At 39.4% G+C, this 21,512-nt stretch carries 12 protein-coding genes; 7 read left to right on the top strand and 5 right to left on the bottom strand.

The window, feature by feature from the left end; genetic code table 11:
* Nucleotides 1-98 precede the first annotated feature (98 nt).
* The 5 genes from ABXH34_RS06495 (at nt 99) to ABXH34_RS06475 (ending at nt 14,111) form a co-directional block, all read left to right on the top strand.
* Complete coding sequence (locus ABXH34_RS06495) at nt 99-1,220, top strand: CobW family GTP-binding protein (RefSeq protein WP_353571054.1); 1,122 nt, start codon at nt 99-101, stop codon at nt 1,218-1,220.
* Between the two features lie 391 nt (nt 1,221-1,611).
* Entirely contained in the window at nt 1,612-2,715 is a 1,104-nt protein-coding gene (locus ABXH34_RS06490; RefSeq protein WP_353571053.1) for an ABC transporter substrate-binding protein, read from the top strand.
* 7 nt (nt 2,716-2,722) lie between these two features.
* Complete coding sequence (locus ABXH34_RS06485; protein WP_353571052.1) at nt 2,723-3,289, top strand: chemotaxis protein CheW; 567 nt, start codon at nt 2,723-2,725, stop codon at nt 3,287-3,289.
* A 44-nt stretch (nt 3,290-3,333) separates the two neighbouring features.
* Nucleotides 3,334-5,889 (top strand): methyl-accepting chemotaxis protein, encoded by a 2,556-nt coding sequence (locus ABXH34_RS06480; protein WP_353571051.1) that lies wholly within the window; start codon nt 3,334-3,336, stop codon nt 5,887-5,889.
* A 179-nt stretch (nt 5,890-6,068) separates the two neighbouring features.
* Nucleotides 6,069-14,111 carry a response regulator gene (locus ABXH34_RS06475; RefSeq protein ID WP_353571050.1) on the top strand — a complete coding sequence of 2,681 codons (8,043 nt, stop codon included), beginning with the start codon at nt 6,069-6,071 and terminating at the stop codon, nt 14,109-14,111.
* 53 nt (nt 14,112-14,164) lie between these two features.
* Here the strand turns inward: ABXH34_RS06475 and ABXH34_RS06470 are convergent, their stop codons facing one another.
* Entirely contained in the window at nt 14,165-16,420 is a 2,256-nt protein-coding gene (locus tag ABXH34_RS06470) for an SEC-C metal-binding domain-containing protein (protein WP_353571049.1), read from the bottom strand.
* A gap of 405 nt (nt 16,421-16,825) precedes the next feature.
* On the opposite strand from ABXH34_RS06470, the gene ABXH34_RS06465 reads away from it, so the two are divergent.
* Entirely contained in the window at nt 16,826-17,707 is an 882-nt protein-coding gene (locus ABXH34_RS06465) for a phosphate/phosphite/phosphonate ABC transporter substrate-binding protein (RefSeq protein WP_353571048.1), read from the top strand.
* On the opposite strand, the gene ABXH34_RS06460 is transcribed toward ABXH34_RS06465, so the two are convergent.
* The 4 genes from ABXH34_RS06460 to ABXH34_RS06445 all read right to left on the bottom strand — a co-directional run bounded on the left by ABXH34_RS06460 (nt 17,676) and on the right by ABXH34_RS06445 (nt 20,383).
* The gene (locus ABXH34_RS06460) at nt 17,676-18,008 is read right to left on the bottom strand and encodes a hypothetical protein (RefSeq protein WP_353571047.1); all 333 of its coding nucleotides are present in this window, start codon (nt 18,006-18,008) and stop codon (nt 17,676-17,678) included. The genes ABXH34_RS06465 and ABXH34_RS06460 overlap by 32 nt on opposite strands.
* Nucleotides 18,009-18,140: 132 nt before the next feature.
* Complete coding sequence (locus ABXH34_RS06455) at nt 18,141-18,818, bottom strand: electron transport complex subunit E (protein WP_353571046.1); 678 nt, start codon at nt 18,816-18,818, stop codon at nt 18,141-18,143.
* Between the two features lie 16 nt (nt 18,819-18,834).
* Nucleotides 18,835-19,320, bottom strand: coding sequence for a DUF262 domain-containing protein (locus ABXH34_RS06450; protein ID WP_353571045.1), 486 nt, complete (start codon nt 19,318-19,320; stop codon nt 18,835-18,837).
* A 106-nt stretch (nt 19,321-19,426) separates the two neighbouring features.
* The gene (locus ABXH34_RS06445; RefSeq protein WP_353571044.1) at nt 19,427-20,383 is read right to left on the bottom strand and encodes a TAXI family TRAP transporter solute-binding subunit; all 957 of its coding nucleotides are present in this window, start codon (nt 20,381-20,383) and stop codon (nt 19,427-19,429) included.
* Between the two features lie 216 nt (nt 20,384-20,599).
* Here ABXH34_RS06445 and ABXH34_RS06440 point away from each other — a divergent pair.
* The coding region (locus ABXH34_RS06440) for a V-type ATP synthase subunit B (RefSeq protein WP_353571043.1) at nt 20,600-21,512 on the top strand (913 nt) is incomplete at its 3' end.

The raw sequence follows: 21,512 nt of genomic DNA, 5'->3' as shown, positions 1-21,512 counted from the left end.
AAATTCAACTGCTTTTTTGACTTTGACTAATGTTCGATTTTCTTTCTTTGCATTTGGCTATATAATCAAGTCCATTAATTTGCTTTATACTGATGACCATGAGTACAACTTTAAATACCTTTGCTCCTCCAACTGATTATCTGCCCGTTGCTGTTATCACGGGTTTTTTGGGAAGTGGCAAAACCACGTTACTAAATAAACTGCTAAAACATCCAGATATGCAAAAAGCTGCGGTGGTGGTTAATGAGTTTGGTGAAGTCGGCATTGATAATTTATTGATAGAATCAGCCACTGAAGATGTGATGATTATGGATGGTGGTTGTGTTTGTTGTACGATTCGTGGCGATTTGGTAGAAACACTAGAAAATTTATATCAAAAGCGTCAAGCAGGTGAAATCACTTATTTTGAGCGGGTGATTATCGAAACCACAGGCCTAGCCGATCCTGCGCCGATTATTCATACTTTGCTAGATGATGAAACTTTAAAAACCAAATTCCATTTAGATAGTGTATTATCAACCGTTGACTGCATGTATGCTCAACAACAGTTTGAAGAATTTTATGAAACTGTAAAGCAAGCTGCGGTGGCTGACCGAGTCATTTTGACCAAAACGGACTTAGTTGAGCCTGATATCGTTGAACAAGTAAAACAACGCCTGCATACACTGAACCCCGGTGCGATGATGTTAGAAAGTGTTAACGGTAATGTGGATGTGAAACAATTATTTAGCGCAGGATTATATAACCCATCGACTAAATCTTTGGACGTACGACAATGGTTACAAGCAGAAGCTTACCATCAGCCAATGACACACCATCACGGCACACAGCAATTTGATTATTCCTATCACAATGAAATCCGGCATGATGAATATATTCAATCGTTTTGCTTAGAATACGATAAGCCATTGTCATGGAAAATTTTAAATCTTTGGTTTCAACAGTTGACGGCTTTGCGTGGGAAAGATTTATTAAGAATTAAAGGCTTAGTATACACAGAAGAGACCGATTTACCTGTGGTTGTACAAGGCGTACAGCATATTTTTCAACCACCAACGACTTTAGAAAAATGGCCAAAATCAAAACCGTTGACCCAAATTGTATTTATTACCCGTAATATTCAAAAAGAAGTATTAGAAAAAATGTTGGATATTTTAGTCAAAAGCAAAACACCTGCTGAGGCATGTCAAGCAACGTTGGTGCTTATGAATTATGAATAATTATTCAGGGCTGTAAGCTGTCTTTTAGGAGTGTACGATTCATTTTGCGTGAATAACGTCGGCCGCTCTTTAGCTTAACTGATTAAATTTTATTCCCTAAATACTTAAGTTAATTCTCATTCCTAAAACCAACCTAATTGCATATAGGAAAATACATAAAATGTTTATGCTTGCCATAAGTTACACAACATAGTTAATATATTGCATCAACAGATGAATGTAACTTGTTATTTGTAAAATTTTTTACTATCCTATGCTACAGTGTTTGAACAAAACTGACGATGTTTAGCTTCGTGTTTAAACATAAGCAAAATAGTTACAAAAAATATCGTATTATTCAGGAATAACACGCTCGTCAAGTACTTTAAAGATAAAGAGGGAGCTTAACCCAATGCCCAGTTTAACCAAGCAAAGCCTCATCCGATTATTCATAACAACACTGGTCATATTGTCTCTGACTGGCTGTGAATATATGCAAAATTTAGTCGGTGGGGATGAAACTGAAAATAATAACAACAATGTAAATAATAACCCCAAAGAACTGGTTTCGCTCAGTTTAGCGGTTGCCCCTTATATTGCGTGGATGCCTTGGTATTTAGCAAATGAAGAGGGTGCGTTCCAAGAATATCGTGATAAATACAATGTTGATGTACAGTTTGTCACAGGTGATTATTCCAGTACGATTAGAAAATTTATTAATCGTGAAGTACATGCCGTAGCCATTAGTAATATTGATGCGATTGCCAATTTTGTACGTGAAGATATTGAAGCCGACGTGATTCTGGTTATGGGCTACAGCAACGGCAATGAAACCTTATTGGTTAATGGCGATGCTGAGCACTTTGATTTACGAGATAAAGAAATCGCCTTGTCTCAAAACACCTCGCGCCACTATTTATTAGAGCGTTACATGATTAAAAATCAAATCGATTTTGACCGTGTTAATATTCAAAATACCCGCGATATTGATATTCCAACTATGTTTGTCAGTGGTGAAGTGTATGGCGTTGTGGCAGGCAACCCAAACTCAGCCAAATTAATTAATGAGCAACAAGCCCAACTCATGTTTGACAGCCGTCGAATTCCAAATGAAATTATGTATTTACTGGTCGCCAGACGTGAAGTATTGCAAGAAAACCCTCAATTTAGCCAAGCATTACTTTCAGCGTGGTTCTCAGTTGTGGAACGGTTACAAGGTTCGCGTAAAGGCAGTACGATTCGTGCAATGTCACAGCTCGCCAGCATTGAACCTGAAGATTTCGCTAATCAACTCAGCAGCGTTGAGTTAAACGATACCCCAATTAAAAGTTTATCCGCGATTCGTAATGACCGTTTGATGCGCCAAGCAATGCGTCATATTCGTTACTTTGCAGAACGCCATGAATTGATTGGTAGCGAACCATTTACCAGTTGGGTGTCTTATCCTGGTCGTACCCCAGCTCTAGTACATTTTAACTCCAAACCACTACAGTCTTACGTGACCAAAGCCAAATAGCATCATCATGGACGAAGATAAAAGAGTTTCCATTCCTACTACCGATACCCCATGGCAGCCACCCAGCGGTGCGCTTACACGCCCTTTAAATAGAAAAGCAGAAGAGGCCGCTTGGGGTTTAGCTCAATCAGAAATCAGTCGACGCATGGGATTTCGGATTGCGAATATTGGCTTATTGATTGGTGAGAACATTATTAGTGAGTTAAAAGAATTGGAGCAAGTGTGCGCGATTCCCAACACATCAGAATGGCTACTAGGTTTAATCAATTTACGTGGTAACTTAGTGCCTGTATTCGATTTATATGATTTATTACGTTTGCCCAAGACTGAAAATCGACGTAGAAAAGACATGTTATTAATTTTAGGTGAAGGTGAAAAGGCAGGCGCGATTTTAATCGAAGCATTACCAATTCATATTGCATTTACCAATGAAGATAAACTAGAGATACAGCCCGTCTTACCTGATGCTATTCAGCAATTTACCTCAATTGGTTATGAAAAAGAAGGTGAAGTGTGGTTTAACTTTGACCATTTTGGTTTTTTTGAATCACTCGTAAAAAAAGTCGCGGCTTAAATTGACAACGCTAAAGGAGTCTACAGAATAATGGAGACCTGCCCATGAAACTCAAGCTAAAACAAAAGATGTTTATCGGTTCAGCGATTCTCGCGTTGCTACCTGTAGTAATTACGGCCTATTTTACCAGCCAGATTGCGGGTGACTTGGGTCAACAAGCTTTGACCGAGAGTGCGCAAAGTCACATTACCTCGATCCGTGATACTAAAAAACAACAAATTGAAGGTTATTTCAACCAAGTCGCCAACCAATTATTGACCTTTGCTGATGCAAAAGGCACGGTGGGCGCGATGCAAGAGTTTAAACATACATTCCCCAATTTTGCCGAAGAAGCAGGAATGCAAGCGGTTGACGAAGGGCCATCCTTCCCTCAAGCATTACCTTTTGATGAATATACTGAAGCATTAGAAGGATTCTATCTTGATGAATTTGTCCAGGAATATGAAACTTTAAACGTAGACCCCGCACCTGATATGGCAGCGATGCTGAATCAATTAGATGATAATAGTTTGGCTCTACAATATTTTTATATCGCAGAAAATGATAATCCATTAGGTACAAAAAGTGAGCTGTTCTCTGCATCAGATAGCTCCAGTTACACCAACGTACATCGCCAACATCATCGTGAATTTAGAGAATATCAAAGCCGTTTTAACTTAGAAGATATTTTCTTAGTCGATGTGGATAGCAGTAATATTGTGTATTCCGTGCGTAAAGAAATTGATTTTGCCACCTCATTGAATGATGGGCCTTTTTCAAAAACAGGTATTGGACGTGTATTTGAACGCATGAGTAAAGCTTCTCCTGATGAATTTATTATTGTGGACTTTGCATCTTATCTCCCTGCTTACCAAAACCCTGTGGCTTTTATTGGCACACCCTTATTTGATAAAGGAAAACGGATTGGCGTACTCGTTTTTGAATTAGCGATTCATACTATCAATGACATTATGACTTACAACCGTGCATGGCGTGGGGAAGAATCAGGACGCACAGGTGAAACCTATGTTGTTGCCTCTGACGGTACAATGCGTAATGACAGCCGTATGTTGATTGAGGATAAAGAAGGTTATCTTGCTGCGATTGAACAAGCCGAATTATCGCCAGAAATTATTGCTAACATTGACTTAAAAGATACCAGTGTGGGGCTGCAAAAAGTGGATAACCCCGGTACACGTAATGCCTTCTCAGGTGTGACAGGTTTTGATATGTTCCCTGATTATCGGGGCGACTTCGTACTTTCTGCATTTGCACCGATTAACGTACCGGGTTTGCAATGGGCGATTTTCTCGGATATTTCAGAGGAAGAATCTTTAGAACGCTTACAAGCTTTAACCAATGCGATTCAATATGGTTCAGTACCAATCGCGTTAGTGATTTTAATATTTGGAGGCGCGGCAGGTTTCTTATTCTTTGGTCGGATTGCAGCACCGATTAGTCACTTGGAAGAAACGGTAAGTAAAGTTGCAGAAGGTGACTTCACGGCACGGGCAGATATTCAAACAGGTGACGAACTCGAAACCTTATCCGATGCGTTTAACGGCTTGCTTGATGATCGTTTATCCGCACTTGCGAAAGCAGAGAAAGAAAATGAGATGCTCAATAACTCGATTATTGAATTATTGAAAGCCTCATTCCAGTTATCGCAACGGGATTTGACCGTACAAGTACCTGTAACCGAAGACGTAACAGGCCCGCTGGCTGATGCGATTAACCAGATGGCGACTGAGACTTCAAAAGTATTGCTCAACGTAAGACGCATTACAGAGGAAGTTGAAACCGCTTCTCAGCAAGTAAAAACGCAGGGTGAGAATGTATCCAAGGTGGCAGAGGAAGAACGTGAAATCGTTGATACCACCATGGAAGAACTTGAAGCAGCATCTGAGGCAATGAACAAGATTGCAGAAGTTGCACAATCATGTAACGAAATCGCGGCACAGGCGGTACGCACCACCCAAACGGCACTTGCGACAGTAACCAGCACGGTTGAAGGGATGGGCGAAATTCGTGAAACCATTCATGAAACGGAAAAACGGATTAAGCGATTAGGTGAACGTTCACAAGAAATTAGCTCTATCGTTGACATCATTAACAACGTTGCGGAACGGACTCACGTACTGGCACTGAACGCATCGATGCAGGCGGCGGCAGCGGGTGAAGCAGGTCGTGGTTTCTCGGTGGTTGCGGATGAGGTACAACGACTGGCAGAAAGTTCACGTAACGCGACTTCACAGATTTCGGCCTTGGTGAAAAACATTCAGGTGGAAACCAACGATACGATTGCCACCATGGATAAAACCATTACGCAGGTGATTGAAGGCTCGCGCTTAGCGGAACGGGCTGGTGAGCAGATGAAGGAAACGCAGGATACGACTGCGAATCTGGTACAAGTGGTTGAGCAAATTGCGATGGCTTCACGTCAACAGGCAACCATTTCTAACGAGTTACGAGAACGGGCGGAATCGATTCAGCAGAGTACCCAAGAAACTGCGAAACAGTTAGAAGAACAAACGGTACAAACAGACCGTCTGGTAGATTACTCTAAACAATTGATTGAATCTATTCGCGTGTTCAAACTCCCAACGACACACGACGAGTAAACAATTATCAATAAACAATTAACAATTATCAGTAAAAATTAACAGTTGCGCATTGTGCCAAATTCAAACATTGAGGAATATTTGTTCTCTGTGAGCGTTGCTTGCTGAACAATGTTTAATTCTGGGCAAGCTTTCGTGTTAATTGATAATTGGTAATTGGTAATTGAAGAGGTTTTGTTATGGCGGCGATACTCAAACCTGAACATTTAGAAATATTACAAGTCCAAGTAGCTAATGAAGCATACAATTTGTATGAGTCACTCGCTGTATTTATGGATACACAAGTCTCAACTGATGTACTGGATGAGGCGATTAATGATTGCGTGGATTATTTAAAAAACGTAAATCAATCAGCAGAACAAGCCCATTTAGAAGGTTTGCAAACGATATGTCATATTGCTAGAGAAAATATTCAAGCATTACCCCAAGTTGAGGCAGACATTCGTCAAACAATATGCGAAGAAATTGAATTTTTACCCCAATCAATCAGTAATTATTTATATGCGCCTAATAGTGAAAGCTACCGAACAGAACTTGTTGATATTCTGAAAAATAATCAATTGCCTCATGCTATTTCTCCAGACGAGGCTCACACTTTAAATACACTATTAGCCAATGACTTCTCGCCCAATACCAGCAGCGAAAACTTAGCATCTATGACCAGTTTAGATGATTTAGCCAATGACACCGTAGACACTGATTTAACGCCAATACCTGAGGTCGAACAACATAGCGAAGACCTGTCAGCCGCACCAGAGCCTTTATTAAGCAATGCTGAATTTGATGCGTTAAGTGATGAAACCGTTGGACATTTATCCACACATTTTGCACCTATTAGTCATACAGAATCAAATGATGACATGCCATTTCCTGCGGGAGAGGTGGTGCTACCAGAATCAGACATGGGTGATGATATGCCGTTACCTGAATTAGATACTGCTGTATTTGATGAATTAGCCACTGATGATTTAGCAGGTGACTTAGCTAATGAATTGCCTTTCATTCCTGTTTTAGACGAGGATATTGACAGTATTATTGAGTCAGAGGTCAGTGAAGAAACGGTATTTGATAGTTTAGTTGGTGATGTTACTGAAGAAACATTAGAACAAATTTCAGCCCATGAACTTGAAAAGATGGTTGATGAGCAAGCTTATGATGATGAATTACCTGACGATTTAGAGGATGATTTAGATAATTTACCCGATTTGGACAGTTTAGATACTGATGAATTGGATGCCCTCAGCGAAGAGATTAAGCATGATGAAATTGAAGCCGATGATGCATTTATAGATAGTTTTCTGCAAACCGAAGCGGCACAAGATCATCCTGAACAGGAAGAAGAAGCGACTGCTCCCAAACCTGATGCTAAACCCTCTAAAACCTTAACTGCATTATCAAATAAAGTGGTTGATTTGACCGATGACTTGTCCCAGTCACTCAATAAATTTTCGACCACAGATTATGACAGCGATGACTTTTTAACCGCAGTTGAAGAGTACACCAATACCGTCCAAATTTTATGGGAAGCGGCAGGTGATGCACACTTGAGTAGTTTGCAAAGTGTTTGTACTTTTATCAATGAAAATATTTTTGAGTTAAGTAGCCAGTCACAAGAAGATCGGTTTGCAGTACGAGAGCTATTTGCCCAATGTCCTCAATTGATTTTGAATTATTTACAACTGCCTGAAGAAGGGGCAGCGGGATTAATTGAGCATTTACAGCAGCCAGAGTGGGTCATTCATTTAAATGATGAAGATGTACACCGTTTATCTGTACAACTGGTGCAAGAAGTCATGGTGTCACAGTTGGAAGAACCGAGTTATAAGCCTGTTGATTTACCAGTAGTTGAAGAAGAAATGCATAATCATCCAGCATTATTTTCAGAGCAAGAGGATGAAGCACAACCTGAAATCGAAATGACCCGCCCAGATTGGGGTGAAGCATATATTGATGAGGATGTGTTATTAGCCAGTGAGGTCGCTGAGTTAGAACAAGCTGAAAATGAAGCCTTATTAGATGATATGGATGATGAGGATTTGGCTGATGTGGCTGCCGCTTTAGATGATGTAACTCCAGATGATTTGCCTGATGATTTAGATGCGGCGATTAGTGAGGGTACAGACGAAACATTTGGTGAAGGTTTAGAGCAATTACCAACAGAGTCTATTGATGAAATATCAGATCAAGATTTAGAAGATTTGCCAACAGAGTCTATTGATGAAATATCAGATCAAGATTTAGAAGATTTACCAGCAGAGTCTATTGATGAAATATCAGATCAAGATTTAGAGGATTTACCAGCAGAGTCTATTGATGAAATATCAGATCAAGACTTAGAGAATTTGTCTGAAAGTTTAGACAGTGAAATTGATGATTTAAACGATGTCCCTGCAATATTAGACAATGCGGTTGACGATTTAGAAACACTACCTGAAGTGTTAGATAATGCGATTGACGATTTAGATGAATTACCAGAAACTTTGGATAATGCGATTGATGATTTAGATGCGTTTCCAGAAGATTTGGATCAAAGTCTTGATGATGTAAGCGACTTATCTGAAACTTTAGATGATGCTGTTGACGAGCTGGAAGCGTTACCTGAAAGTTTAGACGATGCGATTGATGAGCTAGAAGCATTACCTGAAACCGTAGAAGAGCCTGTCAGCGAAGAGTTAACTGACGATTTACCGACAGCTTTAGACGACGAATTACTTGATGACGACTTAGACAGTATTGCCGAACCATTGGAAACTGAAACAGTTGACGCGCCCGATGATTTTATCGGGGAAACCACTGAACCCGTTGAAGAAATTCAGTTAGCTGATATTGAAGTTTTAGAAGCATTTAGTGCTGAATTGACTGAAGCGACAGATGACTTGACCTCTGCCCTCAATTTATTTGCAACATCAGACAATGACAGTCCTGAGCTGTTAGAAGCAATTGAACGTTGTTCAGATAATATTCAATCGATTTCTGATGCGGCAGATAATGCACAATTACAAGGTTTACAAGATGTTAGTATTTTCTTAAATGATAATATTTTTGCGTTGAGTACCCATGAGTCTTCAATTCGTCGTGCTGCCAAGCCATTGCTTGAGAAAACCTTAGATTTATTACAAGAATATATTTATGCACCACATCAAATCACGCCAATATTATTAGCTCATTTAGAAAATCCAAGCTGGATTCAACCTTTAGAAGAAGAACAGCAACAAGAACTGCTTGCCCGTTTAGCACATATTCAACAAGAAACAGTTGAGATTGCCGCGCCTGATATTATTGAGGAACTGCCTGCTGAACCTGTTGTGGAACATTTTATTGCGGAAACAGACGACAGTGTACAAGAAGAAATGCAGCTTGCTGATCCTGATATTTTAAATATTCTGATTATGCAAGTGAATGATTGTGCTGAAGGTTTATCCACTACGCTCACTACATTGACTGAAACCGAAGACGGTGGTGAAGATTTACTGGAAGCGGTTGAGACTTATACCGAGCAAGTCCAGTCCGTGTGGGAAGTCGCTGAATTAGCACAACTTACTGGTTTGCAAGATGTATGTACTTTCATTAACGATAATGTGACAGGGCTGGGTGTACAAGACCAAGAGGCGCGTTATAACGCACGGCATTTATTTGCAGATTGGCCACAATTGGTTTTAGGTTATTTAGAAGTCCCCAGTACTGCTTGCGATTTAGTTGAACATTTACAAAGTGATTTATGGTCATCGCCATTAGATGCGCCGCAAGGTGATGTTTTACTTGAACATTTAATGAAACCTGCCACCATCGCGGGACAAGAACCCGCAGAAACAGTTGCAGCACCTATTGTATTGGCTGATCCTGATGTTTTAGAATTGATTGCCGGTCAAATCTCTGATTCCGCACTGGAATTACAAGTCGTTTTAGATACAATTGTCCAAGCTGAAGATGGTAGCGAAGACCAGTTATTAACCATCGAAAATTACACAGAACAAGTGCAAGGCATTTGGGACGTGGCCGATATGGCACAATTGGCAGGTTTGCAAGATGTGTGTACCTTCATCAATGATAATGTGATGGCGTTGGGGATGTTGGAGCAATCCACTCGCCAAAGCGTACACCCAATTTTCGCCAGTTGGACACAACCTGTTTTAAATTATCTCAATTCCCCTGTTGAGGGTGCACAGGAAATCATTGACTTAGCCAAAGATGAACGCTGGTTGATGCCGATGCACGCTGATGATGCACAAGCACTTCACGCTAAATTATTGAAATCAGATCGCGTTGAGATGGCTGCACCACAAGTCCTTGCTGAACCCATTCCTGCGCCTATTGTCAAAACCATCGAAATCGCACCACCAGAAACCATTGATCTACTTGTCGCTCAAGTGACAGAAACTTCAACTGATTTAAATGTCACCTTAAGCAAATTAATGGCAGCGGAAGATGGCAGCGAAGATTTGTTATTGGCTGTCGATGCGTATACCGAAAATGTGCAAGTGATTTGGGATACCGCTGAAATGGCGCAACTCTCAGGTTTACAAGACGTTTGTAGCTTTATCAATGATAATGTGATGGCGTTGAGTATGCACGAACGCAATGAACGTCAAGCAGCACAAAGTGTATTTTCTGCATGGCCTGATTATGTTGTAAACTATTTGCAGACACCTGTATCAGGCACACAAGAATTGGTGTCTCATTTGCAGAACTCACAATGGGCAAGTCCACTTGAAAATCCCGATCAATTAAGTCAAGACTTATTGGCGGGTGGTCAAACAGTGCAAGAAAGTGTACCATCGCCTGTTGCTCCCGTTGCAGATGTTGCAATTGCAGCCCCCGAAACTTTAGAACTAATACGCGCACAAATAACAGATGTTGTGGAAGGATTATCCGCAGCCCTTGAGGTATGTGTCTCTATGGAAAATGATAACCCTAAACTGTTCGAAGCAGTTGAAGAGTACACCAATCAAGTACAAGTCATCTGGGATGTGGCAGATATGGCAGGTCTTGTTGGCTTGCGCGAAGTGTGTACCTTTGTTAACGATAATATTACTAACTTTGTTCTGCTGGATAAAGAGACCAAACTTGAGAAACAAAGCTATTTTGAAACATGGCCTTCATTGGTACTGGATTATTTAAATGATCCTGAAGAAGGCAGTCAGCAACTGGTTTTATTCTTACAAGACGAAACATGGCCTGTACCTTTAGAAGCAGAACAAGCCCCAATTTTGTTAGAGCAATTATCACAAAGTTCAAGCTCTAGCGAACAAGTTGCCGCCTATGAAGCCCAAATTGCTCAAGAAGAACAAGCTGAATATATAGCCCCTGAGCCTGAGCCTGCTGCTGAAATGGACGCAGATATGGGTGATGGTGGTGAGATTTCCTTAGGTAATGACGAGGTCTTAGAAATTCTAAGGTCTGAAATGGAATCGACTAAAGAAGAGCTGAGTGAGAAATTAGAGCAATTCACCAGTTTAGAAAGCAGTGATCCATTATTCAAAGAAGTCGCAGAAAACTATGCTGAACAAGTCCAACGCTTGAATATGGCAGCGGAAATGATGGGTTTAGATGGTATTCAAACCGTGGCTAATTTAGTTACCGACAATGTGAATGCTTGGGCAACAACCGATTTAGCCACGCGGCAAAAAGCTAAAAAACCTTTATCTGAATGGCCTGATTTAGTACTGGCTTATTTGATTTCACCAATGGACAGCGTGATTGCAATGCTGAACCATTTCCGCGAATCATTCTGGATTAAGCCTTTACCAGATAGTGAAGCACATGGCTTATTAAATCAGTTAACGGCGGGTACAACCGCAGACGAAGACAGTGAAATGGTCTCTGATGATACAGATAGCCGTCAAACTGTTGCCTCTGAAGAAGACATTTCATTAGAATTACCTGAAGATATTAACCCAGAATTATTAGAAGCTTATTTACAAGAAACACCACAACATGCTTTAGAGTTCTCGGAATGTATTCAAAATATTATTCAAGAACCAGATAAAGCGGAATTAGAAAAAGCCAAACGGATTGCGCATACGCTGAAAGGCTCTTCTAATATTCTGGGTGTTAAAGGTATTGCCAGCATGGGTCACCATCTGGAGGATATTCTTGAATATTTAACCGAACATCAAGTTGTGCCACCAAAAGAATTAACCGATGTGATGGTGGAAGTGGCTGACTGTATTGAAAGTATGGTGGGTTCACTGACAGGCGATGATGATGCCCCTGATAATAGTCAAGAACTGTTACAACAAGTATTAGACTGGGCAAACCAAATCGATAAGGGTGAATTGAAAGCACCGCCTGCGCCAACCAAATCCGCAGCGAGTGCAAAAAAACCTAAAGCTGAGAAGAAAGAGAAAAAAGCCAAACCAAAAACTGATACCGCTGCACCAGAGCAAATGTTACGTGTCCCAACGCGGACGGTTGACGATTTAATGCGTTTGGTTGGTGAGCTGTCAATTTCGATGGGTCAGATTCAGGAACGTTTGAAGCATGTGACGACCAGTACTCGGGTTTTAACTGAACAAGATTTATTGTTACAGAAAAAAACCTTTGAGTTAGAAAACCTTGTTGATGTTAGAGGGATTACCAATTTACAAGGCGGTCATCATAAAACGCTTGCTGAAGAAGAGGAAGAGGATTTTGATCCGTTAGAATTTGAAGAATATAACGAACTGCATAGTGTGGCGCATAGCTTTATTGAATCGATTGCGGATTCACGTGAATTGGCGATGTCGATACGAGGCGATTTGTCCGAGCTTGAATTGATGTTTATTCACCAAGAGCGTTTAAACAAAGAGTTTGAAGCCACGATTATGACCACGCGGATGGTTCCCGTGAATACGGTGATTTCTAAATTGCAGCGTAATATTCGTCAAACTTGTCGAGCGGTGAATAAGAAAGCGGAACTAGAAGTGATCGGGGATGATTTGCTGATCGATAGTGACGTTTTGAGCAACTTGGGTGATCCGTTAATGCACATTTTGCGGAACTCAATTGACCACGGTTTGGAAACACCAGAGGAACGGATTGCCGCTGGGAAACCTGAAGAAGGTACGGTGATTGTGCATTTCTATCGCGAAGGTAATAATATTGTTGTTGCTTGTAAAGATGACGGCAAGGGCTTAAATTATCCTAAAATTCGTGAACTTGGGGTCAAGCGTGGTTTGATTACTGAAAACCAAGAATTGTCCGAAAATGAACTGGCGCGTTTGATTTTGATGTCAGGCTTTTCCACCAAAGAAGGCGTAACCCAAGTATCAGGACGTGGTGTAGGCATGGACGTGGTGTATACCAATATTCGTAACATGAAAGGTACATTGGATATTTTCTCCACAGTTGGAGAAGGGTCTGATTTTATTATTAAACTGCCTTTGACCTTGGTTACGGTTCACGTTTTGATTGTGCGTACAGGTTCAACTTATTACGGTATTCCAACCAGTAGTATTGAGCAAGCCTTGGCACATAGCAGTGGCGAATTCAAAATGGTAGGCAATGAAAGACATCTTGAAATTGGTAAGAATATTTATCAACTCAAAGCTTTATCCGATTTAATTAGTGTACAAAGCGATTATCAAGGTATCGATAATTGTGAAAATCGTCCGATTATTTTAGCCCGTGAAGAAACCACTGTTGTTGCGGTTGTGGTTGATGAACTGGTTGATACTCATGATCTTGTAATGAAATCTATGGGTAATTACGTGAAGAAAGTACGCGGTGTATCGGGTGCTTCGATTCTTGGTGATGGTAGCCTTGTACCGTTACTTGATTTGCCTGAGTTGTTGAGTTCACCAATGCAATCCATGATGAGCTTTGCAAATGATGATGAAGGCATGGATATGGCGGTAATGGGTTCAGGCGCACCTGCCGTGATGGTAGTGGATGACTCATTGAGTGTCCGTAAGTCTATGTCATTGCTGTTGGAAGATGCTGGCTTTGAGGTGATTCTAGCTAAAGATGGTTTGGAAGCGATTGAGGTCATGAATCAGCAGCGACCTAAAGTGATGTTGGTTGATATGGAAATGCCGCGAATGAATGGTTTAGAGCTAACCGCTCACGTGCGTGCTAATCAGGAAACAGGTAATATTCCGATTTTCATGATTACCTCTCGAACCACTGAGAAGCATAGGGAGCAAGCAAAAGCGGCTGGTGTCGATCATTATTTAACTAAGCCGTATCAAGATACTGAGTTGTTAGATTTAGTTGACCAAGCGTTGGCAGGTAAGATTCGCTAGCCCTTTCTTTTGTAGCCATGCACCTCGGTGTATGGCTATCTTATAAAGCATTTTCAGCGAATATTTTCTTGTACTTTCTTTAAGCAACATTTCTTATATTTTTTGCCGCTACCACAGAAACAAGGTTCGTTTCTTTTTGGTAATTTTGATTCTTTTGTTGGCGTAAATTTAGGTTCAGTTTCAATCAATTTCTCTGTTTCAGCATCAAACCGCCACTCCCCTTCAAGATATTGAACAGTATCTAAAACCAATTTCCCAGAACCAGTGCATACAACGCCAATACCGATACTTTTCTTGAGTTTTCGCCGATATTTTTCGACTTTTCCTCTTAAATCGACATGTTCCATTTTTGAATCGAGAGATGTATTAGGGCTTGAGCCAATTATAGTGATTACCATTTCATCATTTGCAAGAGAAACTCTTCTAAAAATACCGGGTTTTAAAGTTGCCTGCGTGATTTCAAAAAGACGATGAGAAAGGTCTTCTAATATATTATTATCTAAATCCAACAAATTAAAAGCAATCCATTTTGCTCCATTATCACTTCGTTTGGATAATTGTCGTAGTAGTTCTAAAATTTCGTCTGGCAGCAATAATGATAGGTTTGGCTTTGTGTCTATTTCACCTCTCATTGCCATTGCAAAGTGGTTAAACATTGGCGAGTTTGGTTGTATAACTATGTGGTCAATATTTTCATCATCAGGCATAGACATATTTCTTATATCAAGCCTATTATTTAAGTAGGATTCAAATAACCCAAGTTCATCAGGAGCATGCACCTCAGGCATATTTTGTACAACTAATCTTCTTTCAATATAATGTAAAAAAGTCTCTGACGTAACATCGGCTTGTGTAATAAGGTCTAAATCAGCAAGACAAATTGCAAACGGAAAGTTTTTATCTTTAAAAAGCCCTAATTCTTGAACATCATGTAACTGTGTTGCTGTTCCTGCTAAATGATTTAATGAAAGAGAAATTGAGTAAATTTTCTGGATAGAATCTTTTCTTATCTCAAGCTTTCGACCTGTATCATGCTCAATAAAAACAGCTTTTGGATTACTATTTACATATCTTATTGCTCTTGCTGCCTGTTTGTAGGCATGTTCAATATTTTTATATAAGTCAGTTCTTAAGCGACCTGTATCTCCTCGAACAGACTCAAATTGAAATTGTGTTGCTTTTGCTTCTACCAAAATAAGGAATGTTCCCCACTTAATTGCTATATCAAGTTGCGCCATTCCATCTTTATCTGGGTTTGGGTAATCTAATGAGTAATAAACAGCTGGAGGTGAAAATATTCTCTCCAAATACTGCCCGCCTTCTTTTTCAAGCCATTTTCCGCGAAAATTTTGGTAACGATTGTCATAAAAACTTTTATCTTGCTTCGCCACGCTTTCAAAAGCATCCCATAACACATCTAAGCAGTTTGAAAGATTTCCAAGAAGAACCGTACCAGAGTTTAAGATGTAAAGCGGATAACGCTGCATTTCTGTCTGTTGATGGATGGTTTGTTTTGATACACCAATCAGTTTTTTTAACGCATCAGCTTCCTGTTTGGATATAGGTTCTTTTGTTGATAAGTTCTCTATATGCACAGGCAAAATAGGTGGCATGACTTCATTAAATTTGCTAGAAAATGCAAACTCACCTGCTTCATCTGCATTTTCAAAAAAACTCAAAAATTGTTTTTCATCCTCAGTACACATTTTTTTGCTTGCAAAATCTTCATAGTCTTCTACAGATGATTGAGCATACTCATAAAAATCATCACAGTGCATATTATAAGCTGATTCAATGTGTTGAGTTAAAGCCAATATGATTTCAGCAGCTGTCGTAGGTGTAATCCCAATTTTTTTCTGAAACCAGCTATCGAATTTTCCTTGTACCTCTGTAATTCTATATGCTGTTTGCTCTGGATAAGCACTTCCTCTCACAACTTCAGACTGTAAAGAAAGTCTATTTGCAATGTTGTCCAAACTTAATGATGCTTCTTCAAAATTTGCAGCATTATCTCTACTTATCATACGTGCTGCTAAATGTTGTTCTGCAAGCTTATAACATTGATTAAACTCTAAATGAGTTAGTTTTTTGCCTTCATTTATGCCAAATTTTGGAATGGCATGACGTGCAACAATTTCGAGTAAGGCTGGATGACAACCATTTTTATCTCCGATAGCACCATCAATTGAAGTTAACGATAGTTGAACGGCCATAGCAGATAGCATTGCTTCAGTATCCACTTGATCTAAAAAGTCACAGAGTTCTTGTTCTGTATCTTGAATTGCAGTTTTTGAGATAGGATTATTCATTATTTTCATCACAATTGTTCAATTTAATTGATTAAATCTTGGCAGATAAGATTCGGTAAACCTTTCGTTTGTAGCCATACAGTTTGGTATGGTTATATACTCTATTTGAATAGACAATGATTCTTGCTGACTAAGGCTCTTACTCCTGCTCCGTATTATAACTTCCAATGTCTCGCCTTCATGCCCTTTTTAGCCACCCTTGGCTCTTTTAGTTAATTTTGTTGGGTGCAGAATTATAGCAGTGAAACTTCCACTTTTTAATACAAGATAAGCACATTTAAAATTCCAAGCTAAGGTAATTAACATACAAGAAAATATCGTTTGACTAATAAGGGATTTGCCTACAAACTTTAACAAATAATAACAATAAAACTGCTATTTATATTATCTTGGAGGAATGTTGCGATGAAGAATCTAGTGATTAGTCTCATGATGTGTGGTTTGTTGCTTTACACTTTACCCACTTTATCTTTTGCGGCGGAATCTGGCAGTCAAACTTTAGAAAAGCCTCTCATTGTCGGTATTTTTCCTAGACGTAGTGCCAAAATCACCATGAAGCTATTTCGCCCATTGAGTGATTATTTATCCGAAAAGCTAGGACGTGAAGTTAAAGTCGTAACTTCTAAGAATTTCAAAACCTTTTGGAAAGGTGTTCTCAAACATCAATATGACCTTGTGCATTACAATCAATATCATTACGTGGTCTCACATCAGAAATATGGTTATCAAGTTATTTTAAAAAATGAAGAAATGGGCAATGACACAATTACAGGCTCAATTATCGTGCGTAAAGACAGTGGGATTAAATCTGTATTAGATTTGAAAGGTAAAAAAATAGTATTTGGTGGTGGGAAACGTGCAATGCAAAGTTATATTGTTGCTCGTTATTTGCTTGAACAAGGCGGCTTGAAATGGGGAGAATATGAAGCTGATTTTGCTAAAAATCCCCCTAGTGCGATTAAAGCGGCATTTTTCAAACAAGCTGATGCAGCAGGTGCAGGTGATGTAGTGTTAAAGCTCAATGTTGTTAAAAAGAAAGTAGATATTGAACAATTAGAATATTTAGCGCGTGGCGAACGTTTACCCCATTTACCTTGGGCGGTAAAAAGTGACATGCCCACAGAGTTACGTGATGAAATTCAAATGCTAATGGCTGATTTAAAGCAAAGCTCTGAAGGCCAAACACTATTAAAGAATATGCGGCTTACTAGCTTAAATCCTGCCACTGATGAAGAATTTAACCGGCATCGGGAAATTATCCAAGCGGTATTGGATGAGCAGTATTAAAATCTTGGAAAATCCTGTAAAAAAACAGTGCCATATTGTATATGATGAATAAAATACCAAACAGTTTCAATATGGTTTTCAACAGATTTGGAGAAGGGGAGGTTTTTTCAGGCAAGACGACCAACATTCTGTCTAAGAATACAGTTAAATCTCTCAATATACGATGTTGTCCCGTTTTTTTCCCAACAGTATGAAGGCGTTTGGAGGGTAAAACAGATTGATAGGCTTCCCAAAAATCAGTATAGATAGTGGCACATTGGCGATATTCAGGAAGTAGAAAATCCCACAAGCCCCTTGCCACATTTTTACTTCAGCCTTCTGCATAACAACCTACTATGTCAAGCTATCCAGAAAAACTGGCAACTCTATATCACTGAGATTCTTTATATTCAGATGGTTAGAACTGCCAGTTTTAAAAATTCAAAACTGTTTTTTACACTTGACTCAATTCTTCTTTTAACACAACAAACGGGGCTTTTGACTCTAAACGTTTATCAATCCAGTTTTTCAATGCGACTAATAAACCTAAACCAAAGAACGCTCCCGGTGACAAAATTGCGAGCAAGAATCCACGATAATTTTCAAAAAGCTGTACTTCCATCCATTTCGCATTCTCACCAAACATCAACTCAACTTGCGAAAATAATGTGCCGTAACCCAATATTTCTCGAAGCCCACCCAATGACACCAAAACGAGGGTAAAACCTAAACCGATCATCAAGCCATCTACAAATGCACGATCAACCGAATTTTTAGAAGCGAATGCTTCAGCACGCCCAATAACAGCGCAATTCGTTACAATCAAGGGAATAAAGATGCCTAAAACTAAATATAAATCGTAGTAAAATGCCTTTATCAACATCTCAACTGCTGTGACAAAAGATGCGATAATCAGCACATAAATAGGGAGGCGTACCTCATTTGGAACAACATTGCGGATTAAAGACACCGTGACATTAGAAGAAATCAAAATCAAAGTGGTTGCAATACCTAAACCTAAACCATTGACTAATGTGCCTGTGACTGCTAATAATGGGCATAAGCCCAGTAACTGCACTAATCCTGCGTTATTTTTCCATAGACCTTCATAAATAATTGTTTGGTAAGACATGTAAACCTCTAAAATACTAATGACTTTGTTTAAATACTTCGCCTAAAAACTCAATATCACTATCCCAACGAATACTATCAACATGACAGGGCTTTTCACGTAATTGTTGCTTAACAAAATCAGGCATATTATCTGCGTTGATGCCTTCGAGATGCTCAATAAATTGTCCTTGAACCAGCGTCAACACATTTTGCTCTGGCATGTGTGTTAGGCGACCAAATAAAGAAAATACAGTGAGAATGCGTTGCACACCGTCAATTAATTCCCACTGGTGTTGACTATTTTCAACCACAAAAATGGCTCTGGTTGGAAAGCCAAGTAGCAGATGCTCAATAAAGCATGTTTGCTCAACTGTACTCCATGACATACAGTCTTTATATTCTTTAGGGATAATAAAATGCTGCTCATCATATAAATCCATCAATCGACCAAAAGTCATATTGAAACTATTAATATGCAGACGGGTTTGTTTTTCCCGAATTTCATACTCCAATTGATTCATGGCCTTATCCTACCTAAAGGCATTTTTAACAGAAAGGTAGCCCTATCAAATAAATGTGTATACATAGTTAAAACCCAACTCGATTAGAACTACCCAAGAGAATCCACTAGTTTTTAGTTAAATCGGCTTCTTGATATATTTTTTTAGCCGCAGGGTGCAATGGTATGCTTAAGCCTTCTAATAAGCTTGCTTTCGTAATGGTTTTATACGCAGGATGTAAACGCTTGAAGTTTTCAAACTCATCTAAAATGGTACGTAAAACCAATTCAATCATTTCATCGCTGGTATCTTTCTTAGTCACCAATACCGCTTTTACACCAACACTGTGAACATCCACATCTACATTTTTGTAAATGCCTGCGGGAATAATCCCTTTTGCAAAATAAGGATACTTCTCAATCATAGAATCAGCATACGAGCCATCAATCGAAATTAAACGAATATCAACAGAGTTTGCTGCATCTTGGATATTTGAGGTTGGATGGCCTACCATGTAGAAATAACCATCAATTTTTTTGTCACGTAATGCAGTAGGACATTCTTGGGCTTTTAATACACCAGCTAAGGCCAAGTCATCACGAGTTAGACCAGCCTCAGCAAGCAAAATATCAGCTGTGGCTTCATTACCACTACCTGGATTACCTAAGTTAATTCTTTTACCTTCAATGTTTTCTACGCTTTGAATGCCTGATGCTTTAGATACAACCAAGGCCAATAATTCTGGATAAATTGCCATCACTGCACGTAAATCACCATAGGCTTTACCTTCAAATTTACCTGAGCCATTATACGCTTGATAAACCACATCACTTTGTGCAACCCCAAAGTCTAATTCACCATTTTTAATAGTGTTAATGTTGTAGACTGAACCACCTGTTGATTCAACACTACAATGCATTTTGGTTTCAGATTTATGTTTATTGACCAAACGACAAATTGCACCACCAGTAGGATAGTAAGTACCTGTCACACCACCTGTACCAATACTAAAAAAATTAATTGCCTGGGTATTAAATGATAGGCTTAAAGCCAAAAGACCTGTAACCAATTTGAATTTTAACATACATAGTTCCTTATAGATGTTCCATCGTTGCTCATTATTAAACAATGGTTCATGATTCGCAATAACAATGATCGTTTAAAAAATCGAATATTGGAAAGCTCATAACAATTGCTATGGTTTAAGCGGCATTGATGGTTTTTATTTATTTCAATGGTATCTTTTTTTTAACCAACTTGTCGTATGATATAGCAAAGTCATCATCTCAGAGGGACAGCAATGAAAGAAAAAGCTTATCGTATGGCTTCCGCAGCTAGGGATGCTTTATTGTTCATGCGTGGTGTATCAGGTGTTGCGCTAGGAGATAGAGTCATTGTGCGGGATCATTCAGGTCGTCAGCGCAATGGACAGGTTATTAAAACCACAACTGACGTTGTTTTGATTCAGGTGTTTGAAGGTACGCAAGATTTAGATTTGGAATCAACTTGGGTGCGTTTTTTAGAACAACCTTTTGAAATGCCTTTGTCGGCTGAAGTGCTTGGGCGTGTATTTAATGGTATCGGCCAACCAAAAGATGATAGACCGCCAATTATTTCTAGTCTCAAACGCAATGTTAATGGCTCGTCGGTAAATCCCGCAGCTCGAGCTTATCCGCGTGAATTTATTCAAACTGGGATTTCTACCATCGATGGCTTAAACTCCTTGGTACGCGGACAAAAATTACCGATTTTCTCAGGCTCAGGTTTGCCACATAATCGTCTTGCGGCTCAAATTGTACGTCAAGCCAAATTACCAGGACAAGAATCTCAATTCGCGGTGGTATTTGCAGCAATGGGTGTATCATATGCTGATGCACGTTTTTTTGAAGAAGAATTTGAATCCAGTGGCGTATTAAATAATGTGGTGATGTTTATCAATCATGCGGATGATCCACCGATGGAACGCTTGATTTTACCTCGAACTGCATTAACTGTTGCAGAATATTTGGCTTATGATTTAGATCATCATGTTTTGGTGGTTATTACTGATATGACCAATTATGCTGAAGCATTACGTGAAGTGGCAACTGCCAAAGGAGATGTGCCCGCACGCAAAGGTTATCCTGGTTATTTATATTCCGATTTGGCCGAAATTTATGAGCGTGCAGGACGGATTAAAAATCGTGCAGGTTCAATTACGATGGTGCCTGTAC

This window comes from Candidatus Albibeggiatoa sp. nov. BB20, from assembly GCA_016744725.1.
Lineage (GTDB): Bacteria > Pseudomonadota > Gammaproteobacteria > Beggiatoales > Beggiatoaceae > Albibeggiatoa.
This window is presented reverse-complemented; position numbering and strand designations above follow the sequence as displayed.